Source organism: Actinomycetota bacterium, from assembly GCA_014360655.1.
Classification (GTDB): domain Bacteria; phylum Actinomycetota; class Geothermincolia; order Geothermincolales; family RBG-13-55-18; genus JACIXC01.
On the sequence record JACIXC010000005.1, the window covers coordinates 74,792 to 93,738 of the forward strand.

General features: G+C 64.6%; 17 protein-coding genes. 3 read left to right on the top strand and 14 right to left on the bottom strand.

Annotated elements, in window-relative coordinates; all coding sequences use genetic code 11:
* Positions 1 to 72: 72 nt before the first annotated feature.
* The gene (amrB, locus tag H5T73_05205) at positions 73 to 1,305 is read left to right on the top strand and encodes an AmmeMemoRadiSam system protein B (GenBank protein ID MBC7247158.1); all 1,233 of its coding nucleotides are present in this window, start codon (positions 73 to 75) and stop codon (positions 1,303 to 1,305) included.
* A 35-nt stretch (positions 1,306 to 1,340) separates the two neighbouring features.
* Complete coding sequence (locus H5T73_05210) at positions 1,341 to 2,531, top strand: MFS transporter (protein MBC7247159.1); 1,191 nt, start codon at positions 1,341 to 1,343, stop codon at positions 2,529 to 2,531.
* 133 nt (positions 2,532 to 2,664) lie between these two features.
* Here the strand turns inward: H5T73_05210 and H5T73_05215 are convergent, their stop codons facing one another.
* The 7 genes from H5T73_05215 to H5T73_05245 all read right to left on the bottom strand — a co-directional run bounded on the left by H5T73_05215 (position 2,665) and on the right by H5T73_05245 (position 10,450).
* A complete protein-coding gene (locus H5T73_05215; GenBank protein ID MBC7247160.1) occupies positions 2,665 to 3,654 on the bottom strand; it encodes a dipeptide ABC transporter ATP-binding protein in 990 nt (329 codons plus the stop codon).
* Entirely contained in the window at positions 3,651 to 4,676 is a 1,026-nt protein-coding gene (locus H5T73_05220; GenBank protein ID MBC7247161.1) for an ABC transporter ATP-binding protein, read from the bottom strand. Before H5T73_05220 ends, H5T73_05215 begins: the two co-directional genes overlap by 4 nt.
* Position 4,677: 1 nt before the next feature.
* Positions 4,678 to 5,490, bottom strand: coding sequence for an ABC transporter permease (locus H5T73_05225; GenBank protein ID MBC7247162.1), 813 nt, complete (start codon positions 5,488 to 5,490; stop codon positions 4,678 to 4,680).
* 163 nt (positions 5,491 to 5,653) lie between these two features.
* Entirely contained in the window at positions 5,654 to 6,616 is a 963-nt protein-coding gene (locus tag H5T73_05230) for an ABC transporter permease (GenBank protein ID MBC7247163.1), read from the bottom strand.
* A 122-nt stretch (positions 6,617 to 6,738) separates the two neighbouring features.
* Positions 6,739 to 8,373, bottom strand: a complete 1,635-nt coding sequence (locus H5T73_05235; GenBank protein ID MBC7247164.1) for an ABC transporter substrate-binding protein — start codon at positions 8,371 to 8,373, stop codon at positions 6,739 to 6,741.
* 381 nt (positions 8,374 to 8,754) lie between these two features.
* A complete protein-coding gene (gene dut / locus H5T73_05240; protein ID MBC7247165.1) occupies positions 8,755 to 9,234 on the bottom strand; it encodes a dUTP diphosphatase in 480 nt (159 codons plus the stop codon).
* A 436-nt stretch (positions 9,235 to 9,670) separates the two neighbouring features.
* Complete coding sequence (locus H5T73_05245; GenBank protein MBC7247166.1) at positions 9,671 to 10,450, bottom strand: cyclase family protein; 780 nt, start codon at positions 10,448 to 10,450, stop codon at positions 9,671 to 9,673.
* 385 nt (positions 10,451 to 10,835) lie between these two features.
* On the opposite strand from H5T73_05245, the gene H5T73_05250 reads away from it, so the two are divergent.
* The gene (locus tag H5T73_05250; GenBank protein ID MBC7247167.1) at positions 10,836 to 11,687 is read left to right on the top strand and encodes a hypothetical protein; all 852 of its coding nucleotides are present in this window, start codon (positions 10,836 to 10,838) and stop codon (positions 11,685 to 11,687) included.
* A 255-nt stretch (positions 11,688 to 11,942) separates the two neighbouring features.
* On the opposite strand, the gene H5T73_05255 is transcribed toward H5T73_05250, so the two are convergent.
* The 7 genes from H5T73_05255 to H5T73_05285 form a co-directional block, all read right to left on the bottom strand.
* Positions 11,943 to 12,365, bottom strand: a complete 423-nt coding sequence (locus tag H5T73_05255) for a response regulator (GenBank protein MBC7247168.1) — start codon at positions 12,363 to 12,365, stop codon at positions 11,943 to 11,945.
* Positions 12,366 to 12,657: 292 nt separating this feature from the next.
* Positions 12,658 to 13,734 carry a hypothetical protein gene (locus tag H5T73_05260; GenBank protein ID MBC7247169.1) on the bottom strand — a complete coding sequence of 359 codons (1,077 nt, stop codon included), beginning with the start codon at positions 13,732 to 13,734 and terminating at the stop codon, positions 12,658 to 12,660.
* A 27-nt stretch (positions 13,735 to 13,761) separates the two neighbouring features.
* The gene (locus H5T73_05265; protein ID MBC7247170.1) at positions 13,762 to 14,469 is read right to left on the bottom strand and encodes an ABC transporter ATP-binding protein; all 708 of its coding nucleotides are present in this window, start codon (positions 14,467 to 14,469) and stop codon (positions 13,762 to 13,764) included.
* Complete coding sequence (locus H5T73_05270; GenBank protein MBC7247171.1) at positions 14,462 to 15,226, bottom strand: ABC transporter ATP-binding protein; 765 nt, start codon at positions 15,224 to 15,226, stop codon at positions 14,462 to 14,464. The genes H5T73_05265 and H5T73_05270 overlap by 8 nt, the downstream gene beginning before the upstream one ends.
* Positions 15,223 to 16,200, bottom strand: a complete 978-nt coding sequence (locus H5T73_05275) for a branched-chain amino acid ABC transporter permease (protein ID MBC7247172.1) — start codon at positions 16,198 to 16,200, stop codon at positions 15,223 to 15,225. The genes H5T73_05270 and H5T73_05275 overlap by 4 nt, the downstream gene beginning before the upstream one ends.
* Before the next feature lies 1 nt (position 16,201).
* On the bottom strand, positions 16,202 to 17,059 hold the full coding sequence (locus H5T73_05280; protein ID MBC7247173.1) for a branched-chain amino acid ABC transporter permease: 858 nt from the start codon (positions 17,057 to 17,059) through the stop codon (positions 16,202 to 16,204).
* A 371-nt stretch (positions 17,060 to 17,430) separates the two neighbouring features.
* Positions 17,431 to 18,624 carry an ABC transporter substrate-binding protein gene (locus H5T73_05285; GenBank protein MBC7247174.1) on the bottom strand — a complete coding sequence of 398 codons (1,194 nt, stop codon included), beginning with the start codon at positions 18,622 to 18,624 and terminating at the stop codon, positions 17,431 to 17,433.
* Positions 18,625 to 18,947: the final 323 nt, after the last annotated feature.

Here is an 18,947-nt window from a genome sequence, read left to right on the forward strand (position 1 = left end):
AAAGCCGCCGCGTCGGTAAAAGCGGAAAACCCGCGCGTAAGAACGTAGAAGAGGTCGAAGAGGGTAGGTATTATGGAAGAACATGGCAATCCCAGGCTGCGGCGCCTTGAGGCCTTCCCGGCCAAGCAGCAGGGCCGGGACATGGTCGCCCTGCGCGACCCGGAGGGTTACGCGAGGAACATCGTGCTCCTTCCGCCTCCCGTCTATTACATCGCGACCCTGTGCGACGGCACCCGCTCGCTGCGCGACCTGCAGGCCGCCTACGTGCGCCGCTTCGGCGACATCATCACCAGCGACCAGGTGGCATCCATCCTCGCCGAGCTGGACCGCAAGATGCTCCTGGACAGCGAGACCTTCCGCGCCTACAAGCGCCGCCTCGACGAGGAATACCTGTCGCTCCCCAACCGCCCCATGATCTCGGCGGGGAGCGGCTACCCCGCCGACCCGCGCGCGCTGGTGCAGAACATCCGGGCCATGCTCGCCGAGGCAGGCGAGGCGCGGCCCCTGCCGCAGTTCCCCACCGCCGCGGTGGCCCCCCACATCGACATGGAACGGGGCTGGGAGTGCTACGGCAAGCTATACTCGCTCCTGGCGGCCTCGTTTCCCGGAAACTACCAGCCACTGGTGGTCATCCTGGGCACCTGCCACGGGGAGATGGAGGGCCCCTTCGCCCTCACGCGTAAGAACTACCTCACGCCCTTCGGCATGGTGGAGACCGACGCCGGCCTGGCGGAGGGCCTCGCGCGGGCCGCGGGCATGGAGGGCCTGGGGGACGAGCTCTCGCACCGCTCCGAGCACTCCATCGAGATGCAGCTTCCGTTGCTCTGCTTCATCTTCGGCGGCGCCGACCGTTTCCGCCTCCTCCCTATCACCTGCAATTCCTTCCACCCCTTCATCGAGGAGGGGAGGTCGCCCGCAGAGGACCCCGAGGTATCCTCCTTCCTCTCCGCCCTCAGGGGACTGCTCTCCGCCCTGGGAGAAGAGGCGTTCTTCCTCGCCTCGGCGGACCTCGCCCACGTGGGCAGGCGCTTCGGCAGCCTGCTGCCCCTGGACGCCGTAGTACTCTCCTCCGTTATCGCCAAGGACAAGGAGATGTTGCAGCCCGTGCTACAGGGCGACGCGGAGGCCTTCTTCCGCTACGTCGCCTCCGAGGGGGACTCCCGCCACGTCTGCGGCCTGCCCCCCATCTACGCCCTGGCGAAGACCCTGGACGGAAGGCGGGGCGAGCTGGTGGACCACTGCCACTGGTTCGACCCCCAGGAGGGTTCGGCGGTCACCTTCGCCGCCGCGGTCTTTCCAGGCTGATGGGAGAGCCGCCCGATCCTCCGGTTGCGCGGCCCTTGCGGGCCAACCGGCAGCTCATGGCACTCCTCGCCTCCCAGTCCCTGGGGATGGTGGCGCGCGGCATCTACTTCGTGGGCCTTCCCCTCTTCGTCCTCGAGCGCACCGGCTCCGCCCTCTCCATGAGCATCTCCCTGCTCCTGAGCTTCGCCCCCTTCACCGTCGCCGGGCCTTTCGCCGGGTACGTCGTGGACCGCTTCTCCCGCCGCGACCTGCTCGTGCTGAGCAACCTTCTTTACGGAGCCCTTCTCCTGGTGCTGCCCTTTTTGCACGCGGCCTATCCCGTCTACGCGGTGGCCTTCGCCGCCTCCCTATGCGGCGTGGTCATGATCAACGCCACGGTGGCCCTCATCCCGGAGCTGGTGCCCCGCTTCCAGCTTGCCAGGGCCAATTCCGTCTACACCTTCCTGCGCTCGGCCACCTATCTACTGAGCACCTCCGCCACCTTCCTGCTCATCAAGGTCATGGGCAAGGCGAACGTCTTCTTCCTGTGCTCCGCGCTCCTCGCCGCCTGCAGCGCCGCCTGCCTCGCCATAAGGAGAGACCGGGTGCATCCCCACCGGGATGAAGCGGCCGCCGCATCAAGCGCGGGGCCGGGTGGTTTCCGGGAGGTCTGGAGGATCATCCGCTCCGACCGGCACGTGCGGGGCCTCACCTTCATGCACCTCACGTTCATGCCCATCTTCGGGGCCTTCGAGGTGCTCCTTCCCCTCTACTGCGCCCGCCGCCTGGGGGAAGTCGATTACTACACGCTGCTCAGCGCCGCGGTGGGGGCGGGCCTGGCCCTGGGGAGCCTCTTCACCTACCGCCTCCTGGCGCGGGTGCGCCCGCTGAGCCTGGTACTGGCGAGCTTCTGCGGCTACGCGGCGGGCGTCTTCCTGCTCACCCGCAGCGGCCTGCTGGCCTTGGCCCTTCTGGTATGTTTTACCATGGGTGTCATCGACGCCTTCGGCTTCACCACCTACGAGTTCCTCCGCCAGCGGGTGGTGCCCTCCGCCTTCCGCGGGCGGGTCTTCGCGGTGATGGATGCCCTGGTTCTGCTCCCCCTTCCCCTGGGCTATCTCTTCATGGGCTACTTCGGGGGGCGCTCCGGCATCGGCGCCCTGGGGGCCTGGCTGGGTGTCGCCGGCCTTGTCCTGGCGCTCCTCTGCTTCCCCTTCACCCGGAACCTCCCCTCCCTGGACAGCTAGGCATAACCTCGACGCCTCGGGGTCAGGCCCCAAACGTCGCCCAAAGCGGCACAATGGGGTAGGGTCACGTCATGTCGTAAAGAATCCGGGGCGGTCCGGCACGAACCGCGCACTGGTCCCCCGCCCCGGTCGCCTACGTCTCGGGGAAGTGGCAGGCCACGTGGTGGCCCGGGGCCTTCTCCTCGAGGGGCGGCTCCACCTCCGTGCATATTTCCTCTTTTTTCCAGCAGCGCGTATGGAAGCGGCAGCCGGACGGCGGGTTGACGGGGCTGGGCACGTCCCCCTCCAGGATGATGCGCCTGCGGCTTCTCTCCTTGCGCGGGTCGGGGACCGGAACCGCCGAGAGCAGGGCCACGGTGTAGGGGTGCATGGGTCGGTTGTACAGGGTCTCGTGGTCGGTCCTCTCCACGATCTTGCCAAGGTACATGACCGCCACCTCGTCGCTGATGTGCCTGACCACCGAGAGGTCGTGGGCGATGAAGATGTAGGTGAGGCGGAACTCCTCCTGCAGCTCCTTGAGCAGGTTGAGTACCTGCGCCTGGATGGAGACGTCCAGGGCGGACACCGGCTCGTCGCAGATGATGAGGCGCGGCTGCAGGGCCAGTGCCCGCGCCACCCCGATGCGCTGCCGCTGCCCTCCCGAGAACTCGTGCGGGTAGCGGGTGAAATGCTCCGGCTGCAGGCCCACCCTTTCCAGCAGCGCCCTGGCGCGCTCCCTCCTCTCGTCCTTGCTGCCCTCCCCGTGGATGATCATGGGCTCCATGACGATGGCCCCCACGGTCATGCGCGGGTTTAGCGATGCGTAGGGGTCCTGGAAGATGATCTGCATGGAGCGGCGCACCGCCTTCATCTCGCTACGGGGCAGTTTGAGGATGTCCCTCCCCTCGAAGAGCACCTCCCCGCGGTCCGCCTTGATCAGCCGCAGCATGAGCCGGGCCAGGGTGGATTTCCCGCACCCGGACTCCCCCACCAGGCCGAGGGTCTTGCCCTCCGGGACCTCCAGGGAGACGCCGTCCACCGCCTTCACCGAACCTCCCAGTCGGGAGAGGACGAGGCCCTTGCTCAACGGGAAATGCTTGGCCAGGTCCCGCGCCTCAACCAGCTTCCCGTCGCTTCCGTTCATTTTCCCAGCACCTCCGGGGCGCGGCTCTCGAAATCGGCGGCGAAGTGGCAGGCGGAGAGGTGCCCCTCCTCCACCTCCACCAGGGGCGGCTCCTCCCGGGTGCACACCTCCATGGCGAAGGGGCAGCGCGGCGAGAAGCTGCACCCGGGCGGCAGGTTGATCAGGCTGGGGGGAGAGCCGCCGATGGTCAGCAGGCGTTCCTTCCTCTCGTCCAGGCGGGGGACCGCGCGCATCAGGCTCCAGGCGTAGGGGTGCTTGGAACGGTAATAGACGCTGTCGATGTCCGCGTACTCCACCACCTTTCCCGCGTACATGACCAGCACCGTCTCCGCCACGCCGGCCACCACCCCCAGGTCGTGCGTGATGAGCATCACCGCAAGGTCGATCTCCCGGCGCAGGCGACCGATGAGCTCCATGATCTGCGCCTGGATGGTGACGTCCAGGGCGGTGGAGGGCTCGTCCGCGATGAGCAGCTTGGGCTCGCATGAGAGGGCCATGGCGATCATGGCCCGCTGGCGCATGCCGCCCGAGAATTCATGGGGGTACATGCCGTAGCGTTCCCGCGCCTGGGGTATCTCCGCCATCTCCATGAGCTGGATGGCGCGTTCCCTGGCATCCCTGCGCGAGAGGCCCAGGTGAACCTGGACGGCCTCCCGTATCTGGTCCCCCACCTTGAACACGGGGTTGAGCGAGGTCATGGGGTCCTGGAAGATCATGCCGATATGGTTGCCGCGCACCTGGCGCATCTCGCGGTCCCCCAGCTCGAGGAGATCGCGTCCGTCGAAGAGGATCTTCCCCTCCTCGATCTTACCGGGCGGGTCGGGGATGAGCCTCATGATGGAGAGAGCGGTGACCGTTTTGCCGCAGCCGGATTCCCCCACCACCGCCAGGGCCTCGCCGCGGTCCAGCGCGAAAGAGACCCCGTCCACCGCCTTGACCACGCCGTCGGGGGTGTGGAAGTAGGTCCGCAGGTTCTCCACCCTGAGCAACGTCTCGCGTGCTTCGTCCAATGGCGCCTCCATCTCAGATGCTCCCTTTCAGCCGTGGATCGAGGGCGTCCCGCAGCCCGTCGCCCAGGAGGATGAAGGCCAGCACGCTGATTACGATGGCCGCTCCCGGTATGAACATCATCCAGGGGTGGGTGGTATAAAAGGGGAGGTACTCCGCCAGCATGTTCCCCCAGCTCGGAGTGGGGAGCTGCTGGCCAAGGCCCAGGAAGGCGAGCCATGCCTCCGCCAGGATGGCGCCCCCCACGCCTATGGTGGCGTAGACGATGATGGGCTGGATGGCGTTGGGCATGATGTGTTTCCAGATGATGCGCGTGTGGCTGGCGCCCATGGCCCGCGCCGCCTCCACGTAATCGTTCTCCTTCACGGAGAGGATGGAACCCCGGAAGATGCGGGCGATGGTGGCCCAGCCCAGCACCCCGATGGCGATGAAGACGTTTATCAGCCCCGGCCCCAGGACGGTCATGATGGCGATGGCTCCCAGCACGGTGGGGAAGGCGAAGAAGACGTCCGCCGAGCGCATGATGACCGAGTCTCCCCACCCGCCGAAATAACCGGCCAGGGCCCCGAAGAAAAGGCCGATGATAAGGGATATGGCTACGGCGACTATACCCACCTCCACGGAGATACGGCTCCCGTAGATGAGCCGCGAGAGTATGTCCCGCCCCAGCGCGTCTGTGCCCAGCCAGTGCTTCGCCGTGGGCGGCTGCTTCACGCCGCCCGGGGTCCTTATCTCCACCTGGTCGTTGGGGTCGTAGGGGGCGAGAAGGGGGGCGAAGATGGCCACCAGCACAAGGAGGACGATGATCACCAGGCCGGCCATGGCCATCCTGTTGTGGTAAAGGCGGTGCCAGACGTCCCTCCACAGGGCGGTGCGGCCGTGTATCCTCTCCTTTTCCAGTTCCGCCTCGAACTCCTCGATCTCCGGCCCCAGGAACTCGGGTTGCTCCTTGCCCGGCAAGCGGTCCTCCGGCCTCTTGCGGTCCGCCACCTCAGGTCACCTCCCCGGATTTCTCCAGCCTGATGCGCGGGTCGAGGAACGCGTAGGAGATGTCCACCAGCAGGTTGATGGCCACGAAGATGAGCACCAGGACGAAGACCAGCCCGATGACCATGGTGTGGTCGCGCTGTATGACCGCAAAATACAGCTTGTGTCCCACGCCCGGCCAGTTGAAGACCATCTCCGTGAGCACCGCCGCGCCGATGAGCACCCCGAAGTCGATTCCCAGGTAAGTGACCACCGGTATGAGGCCGTTCTTGAGGGCGTGCTTGTAGACCACCTTGCGCTCGGAGAGCCCCTTGGCCCGCGCGGTCACGATGTAGTCCTGGCGCAGCACCTCCAGCATGGACGAGCGCGCCAGGCGCGCCACGTAAGCCGTGGACACGGCCGCGAGCGCGGCGGCGGGCATCACGTAATAGGGTATGGATCCCCAGAAACCCGTGCCGGGTGGAGGAGCCCCTGAAGAGGGGAACCAGTGCAACCACTGGGCAAAGAAGAGCTGCATCAACCGCCCTATCCAGTAGATGGGCATGGCCACGAGCACCGAGGTGCTGATGGTCACCAGCACGTCCAGGAAGGAATAGCGGGAAACGGCGGAGATGACGCCCGCCAGGATGCCCAGGATCACGATGATTATCTCCGCCGCGATGGCCAGCCTCACCGACCAGGGCAGGCTCTCACCGATGATGTCCATCACCGGGCGCTTGTAGGTGAAGGAATCTCCCAGGTCCAGACGGGGAAGGCCCCTCAGGTATATCCACAGGCGGGCGAAGAAGGGCTTGTCCAGGTTGAACTTCCGCCGGATGTTCTCCAGCGTCTCCTCCGAGGCGCCCTTGGGCGCCCGCATGCGGGCCACGTCCCCGGGAAGCAGGGCCAGGAGGAGGGATATGAGGAGGACGACGCCGATGACGACGATCGCGGTCTGGTAGACCCGTCGCAGAATGAAAAGAAGCATGTTATTACGTAAATCTCTCCTTCCCGCTCGCAGGATGCGATTAATTTAGCACATGGAAAAGGGGGCTCGCAAGGAAACCCCGCAAGCCCCCAAAGCGGTCTCGCCGGCTCTATTCGTCAGCACTATTGGGAGGCGGCCGTCTTCTTGAAGTAGACCCTGTCCAGGGGAGTGATGTCGTCGGCCGTCCTCATGTAACCCCCCACCTTGTCGGAGTAGACGCGCGAGGTCTTGTAGAACATCAGGGGGATGATGGGAGCGTCCTCCAGGATGAGCTTCTCCGCCTCGCGGTAGAGCGCGAGCCTCGCGTCCTCGTCCGGCGTCCTGCGGGCCTCGAGGAGCAGCTTGTCCACCTCCGCGTTCTTGTACTGGCTCATGTTGTCCACGCCCGCGTTCTCCGAGTGGAAGAGCGGGTAGAGGAAGTTGTCCATGATGGGGTAGTCGGCCAGCCAGCCCAGGCGGAAGAAGGTGATCTGCTCGCCCTGGATGAGGTCAAGGTAGGTCCCCCACTCGTAGCCCTCGATGCCGAAGTTCACGCCCACGTCCTTAAGGTTGCCCTGGATGAACTGGGCGATGACGTCGTGGCCGACGCCGGTGTTGTACCCCAGGGTCAGGGCGGGAAGCCCCTGTCCCCCCGGGAAGCCGGCTTCCTTCAGCAACTCCTTGGCCTTCTCGGGATCGTAGGTATATTTCATGGCTCCGGCCTGGTACCCGGGAATGCCGGGGGGTACGATCCCGGTGGCTGGGATGCGCTGCCCCTCCATGACCACGTTGCACAGGGTTTCCCGGTCCACGGCGTAGTTGAAGGCCTGGCGCAGCGCCTTGCTGTCCTTCCAGGGCGCCGTGTTCATGTTGAACCCGTAGTAGTAGATGCCCAGCATGGGCTTGAAGATGGCCCGGTCCCCGTACTCGGCCGCCGCGGCCTCGAACTGCCCCTGCGGTATCTGGGCATCGTCAAGAGACCCCGCCTTGAAGTCCTGGTAGGCGGTCTCCTCATCCTGGTAGACCTTGAAGACCACCTTGTCCAGGTGGGGCTTGTTCTCGCCGTAGTAGTCAGCGTTCTTCTCCACCACTATCTGCTGCTCGTGGGTCCAGCTCACGAACTTGAAGGGGCCGGTGCCCACCGGGTGCTCGCTGAAGTTCTCGCTGCCGTACTGCTCCACCACCTCCTTGGGGATGGGGGAGAAAACGGGGTGCGCGGTGTGGTAGACGAAGTCGGCGTAGGGATAGGCGAGGGTTACCTCCAGGGTATAGTCGTCGAGGGCCTTGACCCCTTCCAGCGAGGTAGCCGTCTTGTCCTCGTTGAACTCCTTGTAGCCCTTGATGGCCGACATGTGATAGGAGACCTCGCTTGCCGTCGCCGGATCGCAGACCCGGTTCCACGAGTAGACGAAATCCTCCGCCTTGCACTCACGACCGTTGTGGAACTTGACCCCCTTCTTGAGCTTGAAGGTGAAGACGGTGGCGTCCTCGTTCACCTCGTAGGACTCGGCCATGGCCGGTACCAGCTCCATGGTTTCGGGGTCGTTGTCCATGAGGCCGTCGAAGATCTGCTTGCCCACCTCGATGCCCTGCGATTCCTGGAGCTGGGCGGGGTCGAGGGAAACAGGGTCGCTGATAAGGCAGTAGTTGAAGGTCCCTCCCTCCTGTATCTCCTCCTTCGCCTCCTCCTTCTTGCCGCACCCGCCCAGGACCATGGCCGCCCCGACCACGATGGTCAAAGCCAGAACTGCGGCGATGATAACCTTGCCTTTCTTCATGAAATACCTCCTTTTCAGTCCTCTCCCTCCCGGTCAAAGAGCAATCTCCCGTAGATCCCTTTCCGCATAATCCCGGTTCTCACCCCCTTTGTCCGGGAAAACCCCCGGATCAACGGCTGCCACTTATGCTGCGACGGTCGGTCAGTGAGTGGAATCTTGCGCCAGACGTTCACCCCCCTCCTCTCGTTCCAAGATTGCTCTTGCGACGATAAGTCCAACGCGCCTGATAAATCCCAATAAATTATAAAGAATCAAGTGCCGCGCATGCAAAGTCACCCCCCGGAGGCAACCCGGAGAGCACCCGCCGACACGACACGGAATCACCCGTTCCCGGCACGAACACTCGCTTTTGCGCCACCGCGCCGCCTGCTCCAAGGGGGGTCAGAGGCCGGTGGAACCGAACCCCCCCTCTCCCCGCGGGGTCTCGTCCAGCTCCTCCACCTCCACCGGCTCGGCCCTCTCCACCCGCTGCACCACCATCTGGGCGATGCGGTCGCCCTTCCTCACCGTGAATTCCTCCTCTCCCAGGTTGACCAGGATGACCTTGACCTCCCCTCGGTAGTGGCAGTCGATGAGACCCGGGGTGTTGACGATGCTGATGCCGTGCTTCGCCGCCAGTCCGCTGCGCGGCTGCACGAAGGCGGCGTATCCCTCGGGCAAGGCCATGGAGAAGCCGGTGCCCACCAGCGCTCGCCCGCCGGGTTTGAGGACCACGTCCTCCGCGCTGCGCAGGTCGAGGCCGGCGTCGCCCTCGTGGGCGTAGGAGGGGAGCTCCACGTCCGGGACGAGCCTGCGCAGGCGCAGGCGCACGCCCTCGCCGCGGGGGCCGGCCACCTTCTTCCAGCCCAGGAGGGGCACCATGTCGAAGACTCCCAGGCAGGAGAAGAGGGCTCGCAGCTCCTCGCGCAAACGCTCGCCTCGCGCCTCTTTCTCCAGCAACACCCCCTCCAGCTCGAGCTGGTAACTCTTTCCGGGAAGGAACTCGTACGCGAACCAGTACCTCCCCTTTCCCGCCTCGCGGTAAGCGGCGGCTTCCAGGTCATAGGGGAGAAACCCGTAGATCACCCGCCCTCCCTTCACCAGTACCCGCACGCGGTTCTCGTAGACGAAGATGCGCGGCGGTCCCGCCCGGTAATAGGTGGTCAGGTAGACCGCGGCCTCGTGCGAGCGCAGGATCTCCTCCGTCCTGCCGCACATGCCCGTGAACAGCTCCTCGAAGTCCTTTCCCTCTATCAATGCGGGCCCTCACTCCTTCCTCGCCTCAAGCTCATACCGAAACCGGCGCCGCGGCACGGGTTCAATCCTCCACCAGGGCCACCGCGCGCACCCACCCCGCGCTGGCCTTCTTGATCTTGACGGGAAAGCAGAAGAAGGTGAAGCCGTGGGGGGGCAGCTTGTCAAGGTTGGTCAGCTTCTCTATGTGGCAGTAACCCCTCTCTATGGAGGCGAAATGGCCTTCCCATATGAGTGAGGCGTCGCCGGTGGCCTCGAAATCCTTCGCGATGAGGGGGAGGGGCCGGTCCCAGGACCAGGCGTCCGTCCCCGTGACCCTGACCCCGTGCTCCAGTATCCACAGGGTGGCCTCGCGGCTCATACCGCACCCCTTCACCAGGTACTCCTCCCTGCCCCAGTACCTGTCCGCCCCCGTCATCACCAGCACGATGTCGCCTTCCCTGAGCCGGTAGTCCATGTCCCGGAAGGCCTTTTCCACGTCGGCGGCCATCACCCGGTAGCCGTCCGGGAAGTGACGGAAGTCGAGGACCACGCCGGGTCCCATGCACCACTCCAGCGGCACCTCGTCGATGGTCAGGGCAGGCTTTCCCCCATCCATGGTGGGGTGATAGTGCCAGGGAGCGTCCAGGTGCGTGCCGGCATGGGTGGCGACGGTGAGGATCTCCATGGCCCACCCCAGTCCGCCCGGCAGGTCCCTTTCCGCGTCGATGCCCGGGAAGAAATCGGCCATGGAGGCCGCGCCCGCCCTGTGGTCCATGTAAAAGATCTTGGGTATCATGACCGCGGGGTCCGAGGGCAGCCCGTCCTCGATGCTTATGCTCAGGTCTATGAACCTCTTTCCCATGCGCGATCCCTCCTTTGCCATTCCATCCCATCCGGCAACGGCGCGACCGGGCGCCCCGACTCCCATAAATATACCCCAACCCGGTGACCTTCATGGCCGGTGTGCGGGGAACACGGGTCCGGCCGCCGCCCCGCAGGCGTCCCGCGGAAGTCCCGCAGGTTCCCTGCATGGGTCCCGCCGACACACCGCAGGTTCCCGGCATGCGTCCTGCCGATGACCCGAGGGTCGCTCACACGATCAGGCCCCAGACCTCGCTTATCCTCATCATCCCGCTGTTCTTAACCGAATATTAACGGTAGTTTCATGGACGCTTAAGAAGTGATTGAGACAAATATGGATAACGGGTGCGAGACACTGGCATCGACAACGGGCGAGGAGGAAGAAAATGGCTGTAGAGAAGGCAAGGCGACGGGGAGCCGCCAGGGTGTTGGCGATCGTCATCCCCGTCTCCCTGGCGGTGGTGGTCGCCGCGGTGCTGGCGCTGGTGCTGGGCAGGGGTGAGACGTCGCAGTCGAAAGAGGGCGGGGAAGAGACCGTGAGCCGGGAGGAGATGCTCGAGACCTACGAGGCCATAAGGAAAAAGGCGGAGGAGGCCCTGGCCGAGACGGAGGACCTCGCGTCGGAGGAGGCAGCCTCCGACCCCGCGACCTACGAGCAGGAGCTGGAGGAGGCCGCGGCCGCCTACGAGGAACTCTACCAGGACCTCGAGGAAGCGACCAGCTACGCGGTGGAGGTCACGGAGGAATACGAGGAACTCTACTCCTACATATACGACTACTACGACTACCTCTACAACCTTTCCGAGCAGGCTTTGGAGGATATCGATTACCTGTTGTCGCTGCTCCCCACCCTGGAGGAGATGCAGGGACTCGAGGAGCTGCTGGAGCGGTTGGAGAACCTGCCCAAGGGCGGCAAGTTCGGCGAGTTGCCAGCGCAGCTCTCGCAGCAAGCCCAGCGGGCACTGTCCGAGCTGGAGGGCACGCAGCCTCCACCCGGCATGGAGCCCTACGGCGGCGAGGTGCAGGCCCTTACCCAGGAGCTCGCGTCCCTGGCCAAGGAGCTCGCGCAGACCCTCGCCTCGGGAAACCAGGCGGCGCTCAGCTCCCTCGCGAAACAGATGAACGTGACCATGTCCCAGGTGCAGCAGCAGCTCTGCGCGGGAGTGAACTCCCTCCTGGCCAGCTACGCCTCGGCGCTCTCCCAGCTGGAGGCGGCCATCGAGTCGGCCCTGCCGTGATGTCGCGACCCGCGGCAAACATCCGCGGCGCTCGGCGCTCCCCTCCATGAACACGACGGCACCGGGGGCCACGCCGCGCCGCGGCCGCGAGGCACGCAACCGGGTAGAAGGATGCGGCGGCGGCCACATATGCCTCGGGCACGAAACCGGGTGGCTGTCGATACTTACGTGACTTAAACAGTCGAAAGCTCGAGGGCTTTTGCCGCCGTTCGTCGTATCCCTCGAGCCTTCAACCGGTAAGGGGGGCTCCGAAAGTCAGGCACCCAGTACCTTGAGTTGGGGGATCTCCTCTTTCATTCCCAGTATTCCCTTGATGTATTGCAAAAGCGAATCCAGGTCGAAGGGCTTGGTGTAGTAATGGATGACCCCCGCCTGGGCCGCCTTCTCCTTCACCTCCTCGCGGGGTAGGGCGCTGAGGAACATGATGGGTATGGCGAAGGTCTTGGTGGACGCACGCAGCTTCTCCACCACGCTCAACCCGTTCCCGGCGGGCATCCTTATGTCCAGGACGATGAGGTCGGGGTGTTCCTTGTGCGCGCGCATCACGGCGGACATGCCGTCGAAGGCCGCGCATACCTCGAAGCCCTCCATGGCGAGGTTGACGCTGAGGATACGCACCAGTTCCTCGTCATCGTCCACTATCAGGATCTTTTTCTTCTTCCCGTTCGTCTCTCCCATCCCGAGCCCCTTTCCTCTTATTCCACCGGTAGTACGTTTATCGAGAAAAGGGCGGGGGCGAGACATCATACCCCGGGGGGATAGTGCCCATCCCATGGTTTGAGGGCATTCCGCGTCTTGGAGGGGTTTCCGCAAACGTCAGAGGGCCTCCCGTGAACGGCGTGAACGGCTTCCGTACGGTAAGGATGGATTCACGAGGCGAGGGCATTGCGCGACGCGAAAGCTGCCCCGCGACGCGGCGGGAGCGCGGTGAAATGGTGTTTGCGACAAACGGTGCGGGGCGCGCCGTCCCTCAACGCGCCGGGACGATGTCCATGTACAGGTCGCCGTCCTCCTCCAGGCGCCACTCGCACCGCCCCTTCTGCCCCGTGGCCAGCTCGAAGACGCCCAGGGCGAGCCCCACCAGGTACTCCGGGATTGCGGGGTTGGCCACGACCGCCTGCATCCCGTCAGGCGTGATGTCAAGCGAGGTGAGCAGCCCGAGACCGCGGATGGCGGCCAGGAAGCGCAGTCTCTCCAGGCCGCTGCGCGCCTCCTCGACGCCCATGGCCGCCACGGTGTTCTTCCTCTCCACGTCGATGACGGCCGTTGTGACCCTCTCACCGAGCTCGTGGACCAGCTCGTCGAAGACCTCGCGCATGCCGGCGGTCCCGAAGAAAGCCAGCCTCCTGCCGCTATCGCTTTCGCGGATGATGCCCCGCGCCAGGTCCCAGGAGAAGTGTGCCAGCTCGCGCGGCGCGCCGCAGGAGGGACAGGGCGTGTAGGAGATACCACCCGGCTTGCGCGCCACGTGGTCCCGCACGTGAAAGTACTCCTCCTCCAGCTTTTCACCGCTCACCGTGACGTCTATCTGGTGGCGCCTCTCGTCGAGGGCCTGGTAGGTAAGGGAGGCCCTGCGCCGCTCCAGCACCTCCGCCGAGCCCTTGAAATCACCACAGAAGAGGGGGAGGGAATAGGGATCCTCGATGAAGACGGTGACCCTCTCCGGGCGGCCCCGCCGCGGGTACTGCCCTCCCAGGGTTATCTTGCCGTACCCCATGACCAGTCCCTGGGCCTCGATGGTGGACATGAGGGTGCGATAGCCGACGAGGCGCGCGGCGATGTTCACGTACCAGGGCAGCGTGTGGCGGAGAAAGGCGCGCGTGGCGCGGCTCTTGGAAGATATTACCAACTCCCATATGTGTTCCTGCGTCACCGCGAGATCGCGGGAGAGGCGGCGCCACATGTGGTCAAGGTTGTCCGATTCGAAGAAGATCATGCGGTGCGCGGGATCGCTCACCTGGGTGATGGTCCCGTCGTCGTTCCACCGCATGGTGCGCGAGATCCCCAGCGGGACTCCGCATTCCCGGCAGGTCCTGGTAATCTTCATCGCCAACCCCCCGTCTACCGGCTTCCTTCAGGCACCGATATAAGCCTTCTTGACCTCCTCGTTCCCGGCCAGCTCCTCCGCCTTCCCCTCCAGGACGATGCGGCCGTTCTCCAGCACGTAACCCCGCGTGGAGATGGAAAGGGCCATGCTGGCGTTCTGCTCCGAGAGCATGATGGTGATCCCCCGGCGGTTTATGTCCACGATGGTCTCCATGATGCGGGTGACGACCAGGGGCGCCAACCCCAGCGACGGCTCGTCCAGGAGCAGGAGGCGAGGTCGTGACATGAGGGCCCGCGCTATGGCCAGCATCTGCTGCTCCCCGCCGCTCAGGGTGCCCGCGTCCTGCTCGCTGCGCTCTTCCAGGATGGGGAACAGCTCGTACACCTCGCGCAATGCCGCGGATACGTCCTCCTTCTCGCGGTAGCGGGTATAGGCCCCCATCATGAGGTTCTTCTTGACCGAGAGCCGGGGAAAGAGCTTGCGGCCCTCGGGACACAGAGAGATTCCCTTCCTCACGATCGCGTCCGGCCGCATGCGGCTGATGACCTCCCCCTCGAAGGTCATGGTCCCGCGCGTGGGCCGCAAGAGCCCGCTGATGGTGCGGAAAAGGGTGGATTTCCCGGCACCGTTGGCTCCCAGCATGCAGACGAGCTCGCCCTGCTCTATCCCCAGGGATACCCCGTGAAGCACCTCGTGTTTCCCGATATTGCAGTACACGTCCTGCAGTTCAAGCATGTTGTTCCCCCAGGTACGCCTCGATGACCGCCCGGTCCTCGCATACCTCCTGCGGGACCCCGTCCGCTATCTTCACCCCGAAGTTCAGGGCCACGATACGGTCCGCCAAGCTCATGATCATGCGCATCTTGTGCTCGATGACGCAAACGGTGATGCCGCGTTCGCGGATGCGCGCGATGAGGTCGATGATGCCGTTGGTCTCCTCCATCCCCACCCCCCCGGTGGGCTCGTCCAGCAGGACCAGCCGCGGGTTTCCGATGAGCGCGATGCCGATGGCCAGCCTCTTCTGGGCCTCCTGGGGGATGGAGCCCGCCGGCTGATTGGCATATTCTCCCAGGCCGGTGAAAGCCAGCACCTCCAGCACTCTCTCCGCGGCCTCCTTCTTCTCCCGCCGCCCCCGCGGCGTCTGCAGGACCACGTCCCAGAGCCCGGAGCGCGTGCGCATGCGGTACCCGATGATCAGGTTGACGTAAACCGGCAGCTCCTCGAAGAGGGCGGTGGTCTGGAAGGTGCGGGCGATCCCCTCGCGGGCCATCCGGTAGGGCTTCCACCCCGTCACGTCCTTTCCCTGGAAGACGATGCGGCCCTCGTCCGGAGGGAAGGTCCCGCCCACCAGGTTGAAGATGGTGGACTTGCCGGCCCCGTTGGGACCGATTATCCCGAGGATGCTCCCTTCGGGCACCTCGAAGTCCACCTTGTTCACCGCCACCAGGCCGCCGAAGCGCTTGGTAAGGCCTTCCACGCGCAGGATGGTCATGGCGCCACCTCCTGCGCCTTATACCTCGCACGGCGTCCGTTGATCCATTCCCACAATCGCTTGAGGCCGCCCATCACCCCGAGCGGGAAATAGATTATCGCCACTATCAATATGAACCCGAAGAGGACGAAACGGTACTCGCCCAGGGACTTCTCCATGTAGTCGAGGAAATAATAGAGCCCCACCGCGCCCAGCACGGGGCCGGAGAGGGTGGCCACCCCCCCGATGAGCACGTAGACGAGGAGGTTGAAGGAATAGGCGTAGTTGGTCACGGTGAAGTCGAGATGCTGGTTCTCAACGGCCAGCAGCGCTCCCGCCAGCCCCACGATGAAGCAGCTCACCGTGAAGGAGAGCAGCTTGTAGCGGAAGGTGTTGATGCCCACGGCCTCCGCAAGGTTCTCGTTGCTGCGTATGGACATGAAGGTGACGCCCAGGAGGGACTTTACGATGAAGCGCACCACGACCAGCACCAGCACCAGGACGGCGAGGACGAAATAATAGCGCGCCCAGCGCTGTGCCAGGAAACCCGGGCAGGGCACCTTCTGTCCCTGTATCCCGCCAGACAGCCACGTCCAGTTCTCGAAGACCTTGAAGACGATGACGTTGAAACAGAGGGTGACGATGGCGAAATAGGGCCCCTTGGTGCGCAGGGAGGGCAGGCCCACCAGGAAACCGAGGAGCGCGGTGACCAGGCCGGCGATGAGGAACGCGAGCCAGAAGTTCAACCCGACCCTTTCCGTGAAGATGCCGAAGGCGTAGGCGCCGATGCCCAGGAAGGCGCCGTGGGCGAGGGATGCCTGGCCCGTGTAGCCCAGGATGAGGTTGAGGCTGACGGCGGCGATGGCCCAGGCCATGGCCAGGGTGAGTACGCGCACCTGGTAGAGCTTCAGGCCTATCCAGGGCAGGGCGCAGGCGATGCCGAGGACCAACAGACAGAAGGCGGGCTTCCCGAACTTCCTGAGCTTTTCCTCCATCTCAATCCCTCCCCTTGAAGAGCCCCGTGGGGCGGAAGGCCAGGATGAGGATGAGCACGGCGAAGGCGAACACGTCCTTGTACGCGGAGGAGACGTATGCTATGGCCAGGGCCTCGAGGACGCCCAGCAGGTAGCCCCCCACGATGGCTCCCTGCATGCTGCCCAGGCCGCCCAGGACAACGATGACGAAGGCCTTGAGGATGAGCACGCTCCCCATCTCGGGGGAGATGAAGGCCAGCGGGGCCATGAGCACCGCCGCCGCGGCGGCCAGGGCGGTGGCGATGGCGAAGGTTAGCATGGAGATGCGGTTGACGTTGATGCCCACCAGGGCAGCCCCGTCGCGGTCCTGGGCAACGGCCTCGATGGCCGTACCCAGGCGGGTCTTCTTGATGAAGAGATGCAGGAGGACGACAAGGACCACGGCCCCGGCTATGACGATGAGCCTCTGTGCCTCGATGGTGATGCCCGCGAAGCTGAATACCTTGTCGATGGGCTTGGAGACGCTGAGGGCCCGGGGTTTTACGGCGCGCACCAGGGTCTCCAGGAAGAGGAAGAGGCCGATGGCGGCGATGAAGGTGTTGATGTGGGGCTGGTCCCGCAGGGGCCTGTAGATCAGCCGCTCCACGATCACCCCTCCCAGGGCCAGGGCGACCATGCAGATGGGCAAGGCCAGCCAGTAGTTCACGTGCGCTATGGTCATGAGGATGTAGAGGAAATAGGCGCCCAGCATGTACAGGTGTCCGTGGGCGAAGTGGGAGATGTCCAGGATGCCGAAGATGAGGGTGAGGCCCAGGGCCACCATCACGTACTGGCTCCCGAGCTGTATGCCGATGATCACCTGGTTAAGGAAGAAAGACAATCGAGCCTCCCTCGTCTCCCCCGCTTACCGCCTTGATACCCGAGAACTCAGACCGCGGCTCTCCTCGAGCTTGCGATCACGCCGCCACCGCTCTTCGCGCGGGTAACCTTCACCCTCGTCTCGTTTCCATCCCTTGTAGTTGATGCCGTTCCCGCACGCGGAGACCCGGACGGTCTTGTCATATATTCGGAGAGCTGCAGCGATTCCTTAACCGTTCTCCGGGAAGGTTATCCTTCCGCACCTAACGCTCTTGCGCCCTCGCGCCATTGCGTACGGTTTCCCCGCCCGCAAACCGGATTGTTTTGGGGGAAGCCCCCGCAGAGGCCTCCCCCTTATTGCTCTTACTTGCTGCCTTCCGCTATCGCCTCACCCTACATCTTCCACCATTCCATGAGCTCCCCGGGCTCGAATTTGCCGTTCTTCACCTCCACCGTGGTGCCCGGCATGAGCAGCGCCCCGGTCGAGTCGTTGATACCGGAGAACGCCACCGGGAACTCCTCCTCCGAGGTCACCGAGACGTTGCCCTTGGCAAAGGCGGCCCGGATGGCGGCCACGTCGTCCACGCTGCCGGCCTCCTTCATGGCCTCCACAAGGATGTGGAAGCCCGTGTAGCAGATGGCCGCCTCCCAGGTGAAGCGCATGCCGTACTCCTTCTCGAACCTCTCCAGCGTCTTGGCCGTGCCCGGCCATACCGATTGATCGATGGGGAGCACGCCGATGGCGCCTTCGAGCTTATCGATCCCCGTCTTTTCGACGATGATGTCCAGCTTGGCCTGGTCGATGACGATGAACCCACCCTTGAAGCCCATGCTGCGCGCCTGCTCGATGACCAGGGCCGTGGGCTCGGAGGGGCCACCGCAGAAGATGACGTCCGGGTTGGCCGCGAGCACCTTGGTCACGTACGGCGTGAAGTCGCTCTCGGTGTAATAGCTGGCCGGGGCCTCCGCCACCACGGTGCCTCCCGCCTTGGTCCAGGCATCCTTCATGGTCTTGCCCCAGAGCTCTCCGTAGGCGCCGGTGGTCTGGAGCATTCCCATCTTTTTCCACCCGTGGCCCATTGCCCTGGGGATCCAGTCCTTGAGGTAGACGGAGAAGGGCGGCGGCAGGGTGATCATGTACTTGTTGGGTGACTGCGCGTAGAGGGGGACGCTGGTGTATGCCATCATCAGGAACTCTTCCCCCGGCTTGGTGTTGATGCTCAGTTGCGGCGCGATGGTGTTGGCGGTGGGGTCCCAGATGACCTTTACGCCCTCCTCGAGCACGAATCGCTGGGCGTTGCTCAACGCTTTCTCGGGCACCATCTCGTCATCGGCCGACACCAGCTCGAAGATATAGGTGGTATCGCCGATGGTCACGCCCCCCTTGGCGTTGATGTCCGCTATGGCCATGTCCAGGCCGGCCTTGATGTCCTGCCCGTAACCGGCGGATATGCCGCTCAGGGGAGCGTTGAGGCCGATCTTCACCGTCACCTTTTCCCCTCCGCCTGCACCGCAGCCCGAAAAGCCCAGGGCCACCAGGAGAACCGCTGCGATCAGGCAAATGGTTGCCTTCCAACGCATGTCCATCAACCCCCTTTTCCTCGGTCTCTCTCCTCTTCGCCTTTCCACGTGGCGTTCGACGCATTCCCCTCACATCCACGGGCGCCCTCTCACTGCCCGGCCATGCCGTCTGCGTGCTTTTCCACGTTCGTCTTGACAAGCGCCCTCTTCCCAGGACGGGAAATCGCATCGGCACGCCTCCCGTGCACGCCACCGCTCGGCAGTACTCCAGGAGAGCTACGTCTACGCAGACCTTAGCCGACCGGCGTTCCGTTCATCACGGCGAAACCGCCGTTCGTGCCGGGATGTGACCGGTGGAAGCCTTCATCTATCACCCCCCCCGCGGTCCC

Coding starts and splice junctions, on each gene's coding strand:
- H5T73_05220 (MBC7247161.1), bottom strand. CDS start 4,676: ATGGAGGCGCCATTGGACGAAGCACGCGAGACGTTGCTCAGGGTGGAG.
- H5T73_05230 (MBC7247163.1), bottom strand. CDS start 6,616: ATGCTTCTTTTCATTCTGCGACGGGTCTACCAGACCGCGATCGTCGTC.
- H5T73_05255 (MBC7247168.1), bottom strand. CDS start 12,365: ATGGGAGAGACGAACGGGAAGAAGAAAAAGATCCTGATAGTGGACGAT.
- H5T73_05265 (MBC7247170.1), bottom strand. CDS start 14,469: ATGCTTGAACTGCAGGACGTGTACTGCAATATCGGGAAACACGAGGTG.
- H5T73_05285 (MBC7247174.1), bottom strand. CDS start 18,624: ATGGACATGCGTTGGAAGGCAACCATTTGCCTGATCGCAGCGGTTCTC.
- H5T73_05275 (MBC7247172.1), bottom strand. CDS start 16,200: ATGGAGGAAAAGCTCAGGAAGTTCGGGAAGCCCGCCTTCTGTCTGTTG.
- H5T73_05225 (MBC7247162.1), bottom strand. CDS start 5,490: ATGGCCATGGCCGGCCTGGTGATCATCGTCCTCCTTGTGCTGGTGGCC.
- H5T73_05215 (MBC7247160.1), bottom strand. CDS start 3,654: ATGAACGGAAGCGACGGGAAGCTGGTTGAGGCGCGGGACCTGGCCAAG.
- H5T73_05260 (MBC7247169.1), bottom strand. CDS start 13,734: ATGAAGATTACCAGGACCTGCCGGGAATGCGGAGTCCCGCTGGGGATC.
- H5T73_05235 (MBC7247164.1), bottom strand. CDS start 8,373: ATGAAGAAAGGCAAGGTTATCATCGCCGCAGTTCTGGCTTTGACCATC.
- H5T73_05245 (MBC7247166.1), bottom strand. CDS start 10,450: ATGGGAAAGAGGTTCATAGACCTGAGCATAAGCATCGAGGACGGGCTG.
- H5T73_05270 (MBC7247171.1), bottom strand. CDS start 15,226: ATGACCATCCTGCGCGTGGAAGGCCTTACCAAGCGCTTCGGCGGCCTG.
- H5T73_05250 (MBC7247167.1), top strand. CDS start 10,836: ATGGCTGTAGAGAAGGCAAGGCGACGGGGAGCCGCCAGGGTGTTGGCG.
- amrB (MBC7247158.1), top strand. CDS start 73: ATGGAAGAACATGGCAATCCCAGGCTGCGGCGCCTTGAGGCCTTCCCG.
- dut (MBC7247165.1), bottom strand. CDS start 9,234: ATGGTGCCCCTCCTGGGCTGGAAGAAGGTGGCCGGCCCCCGCGGCGAG.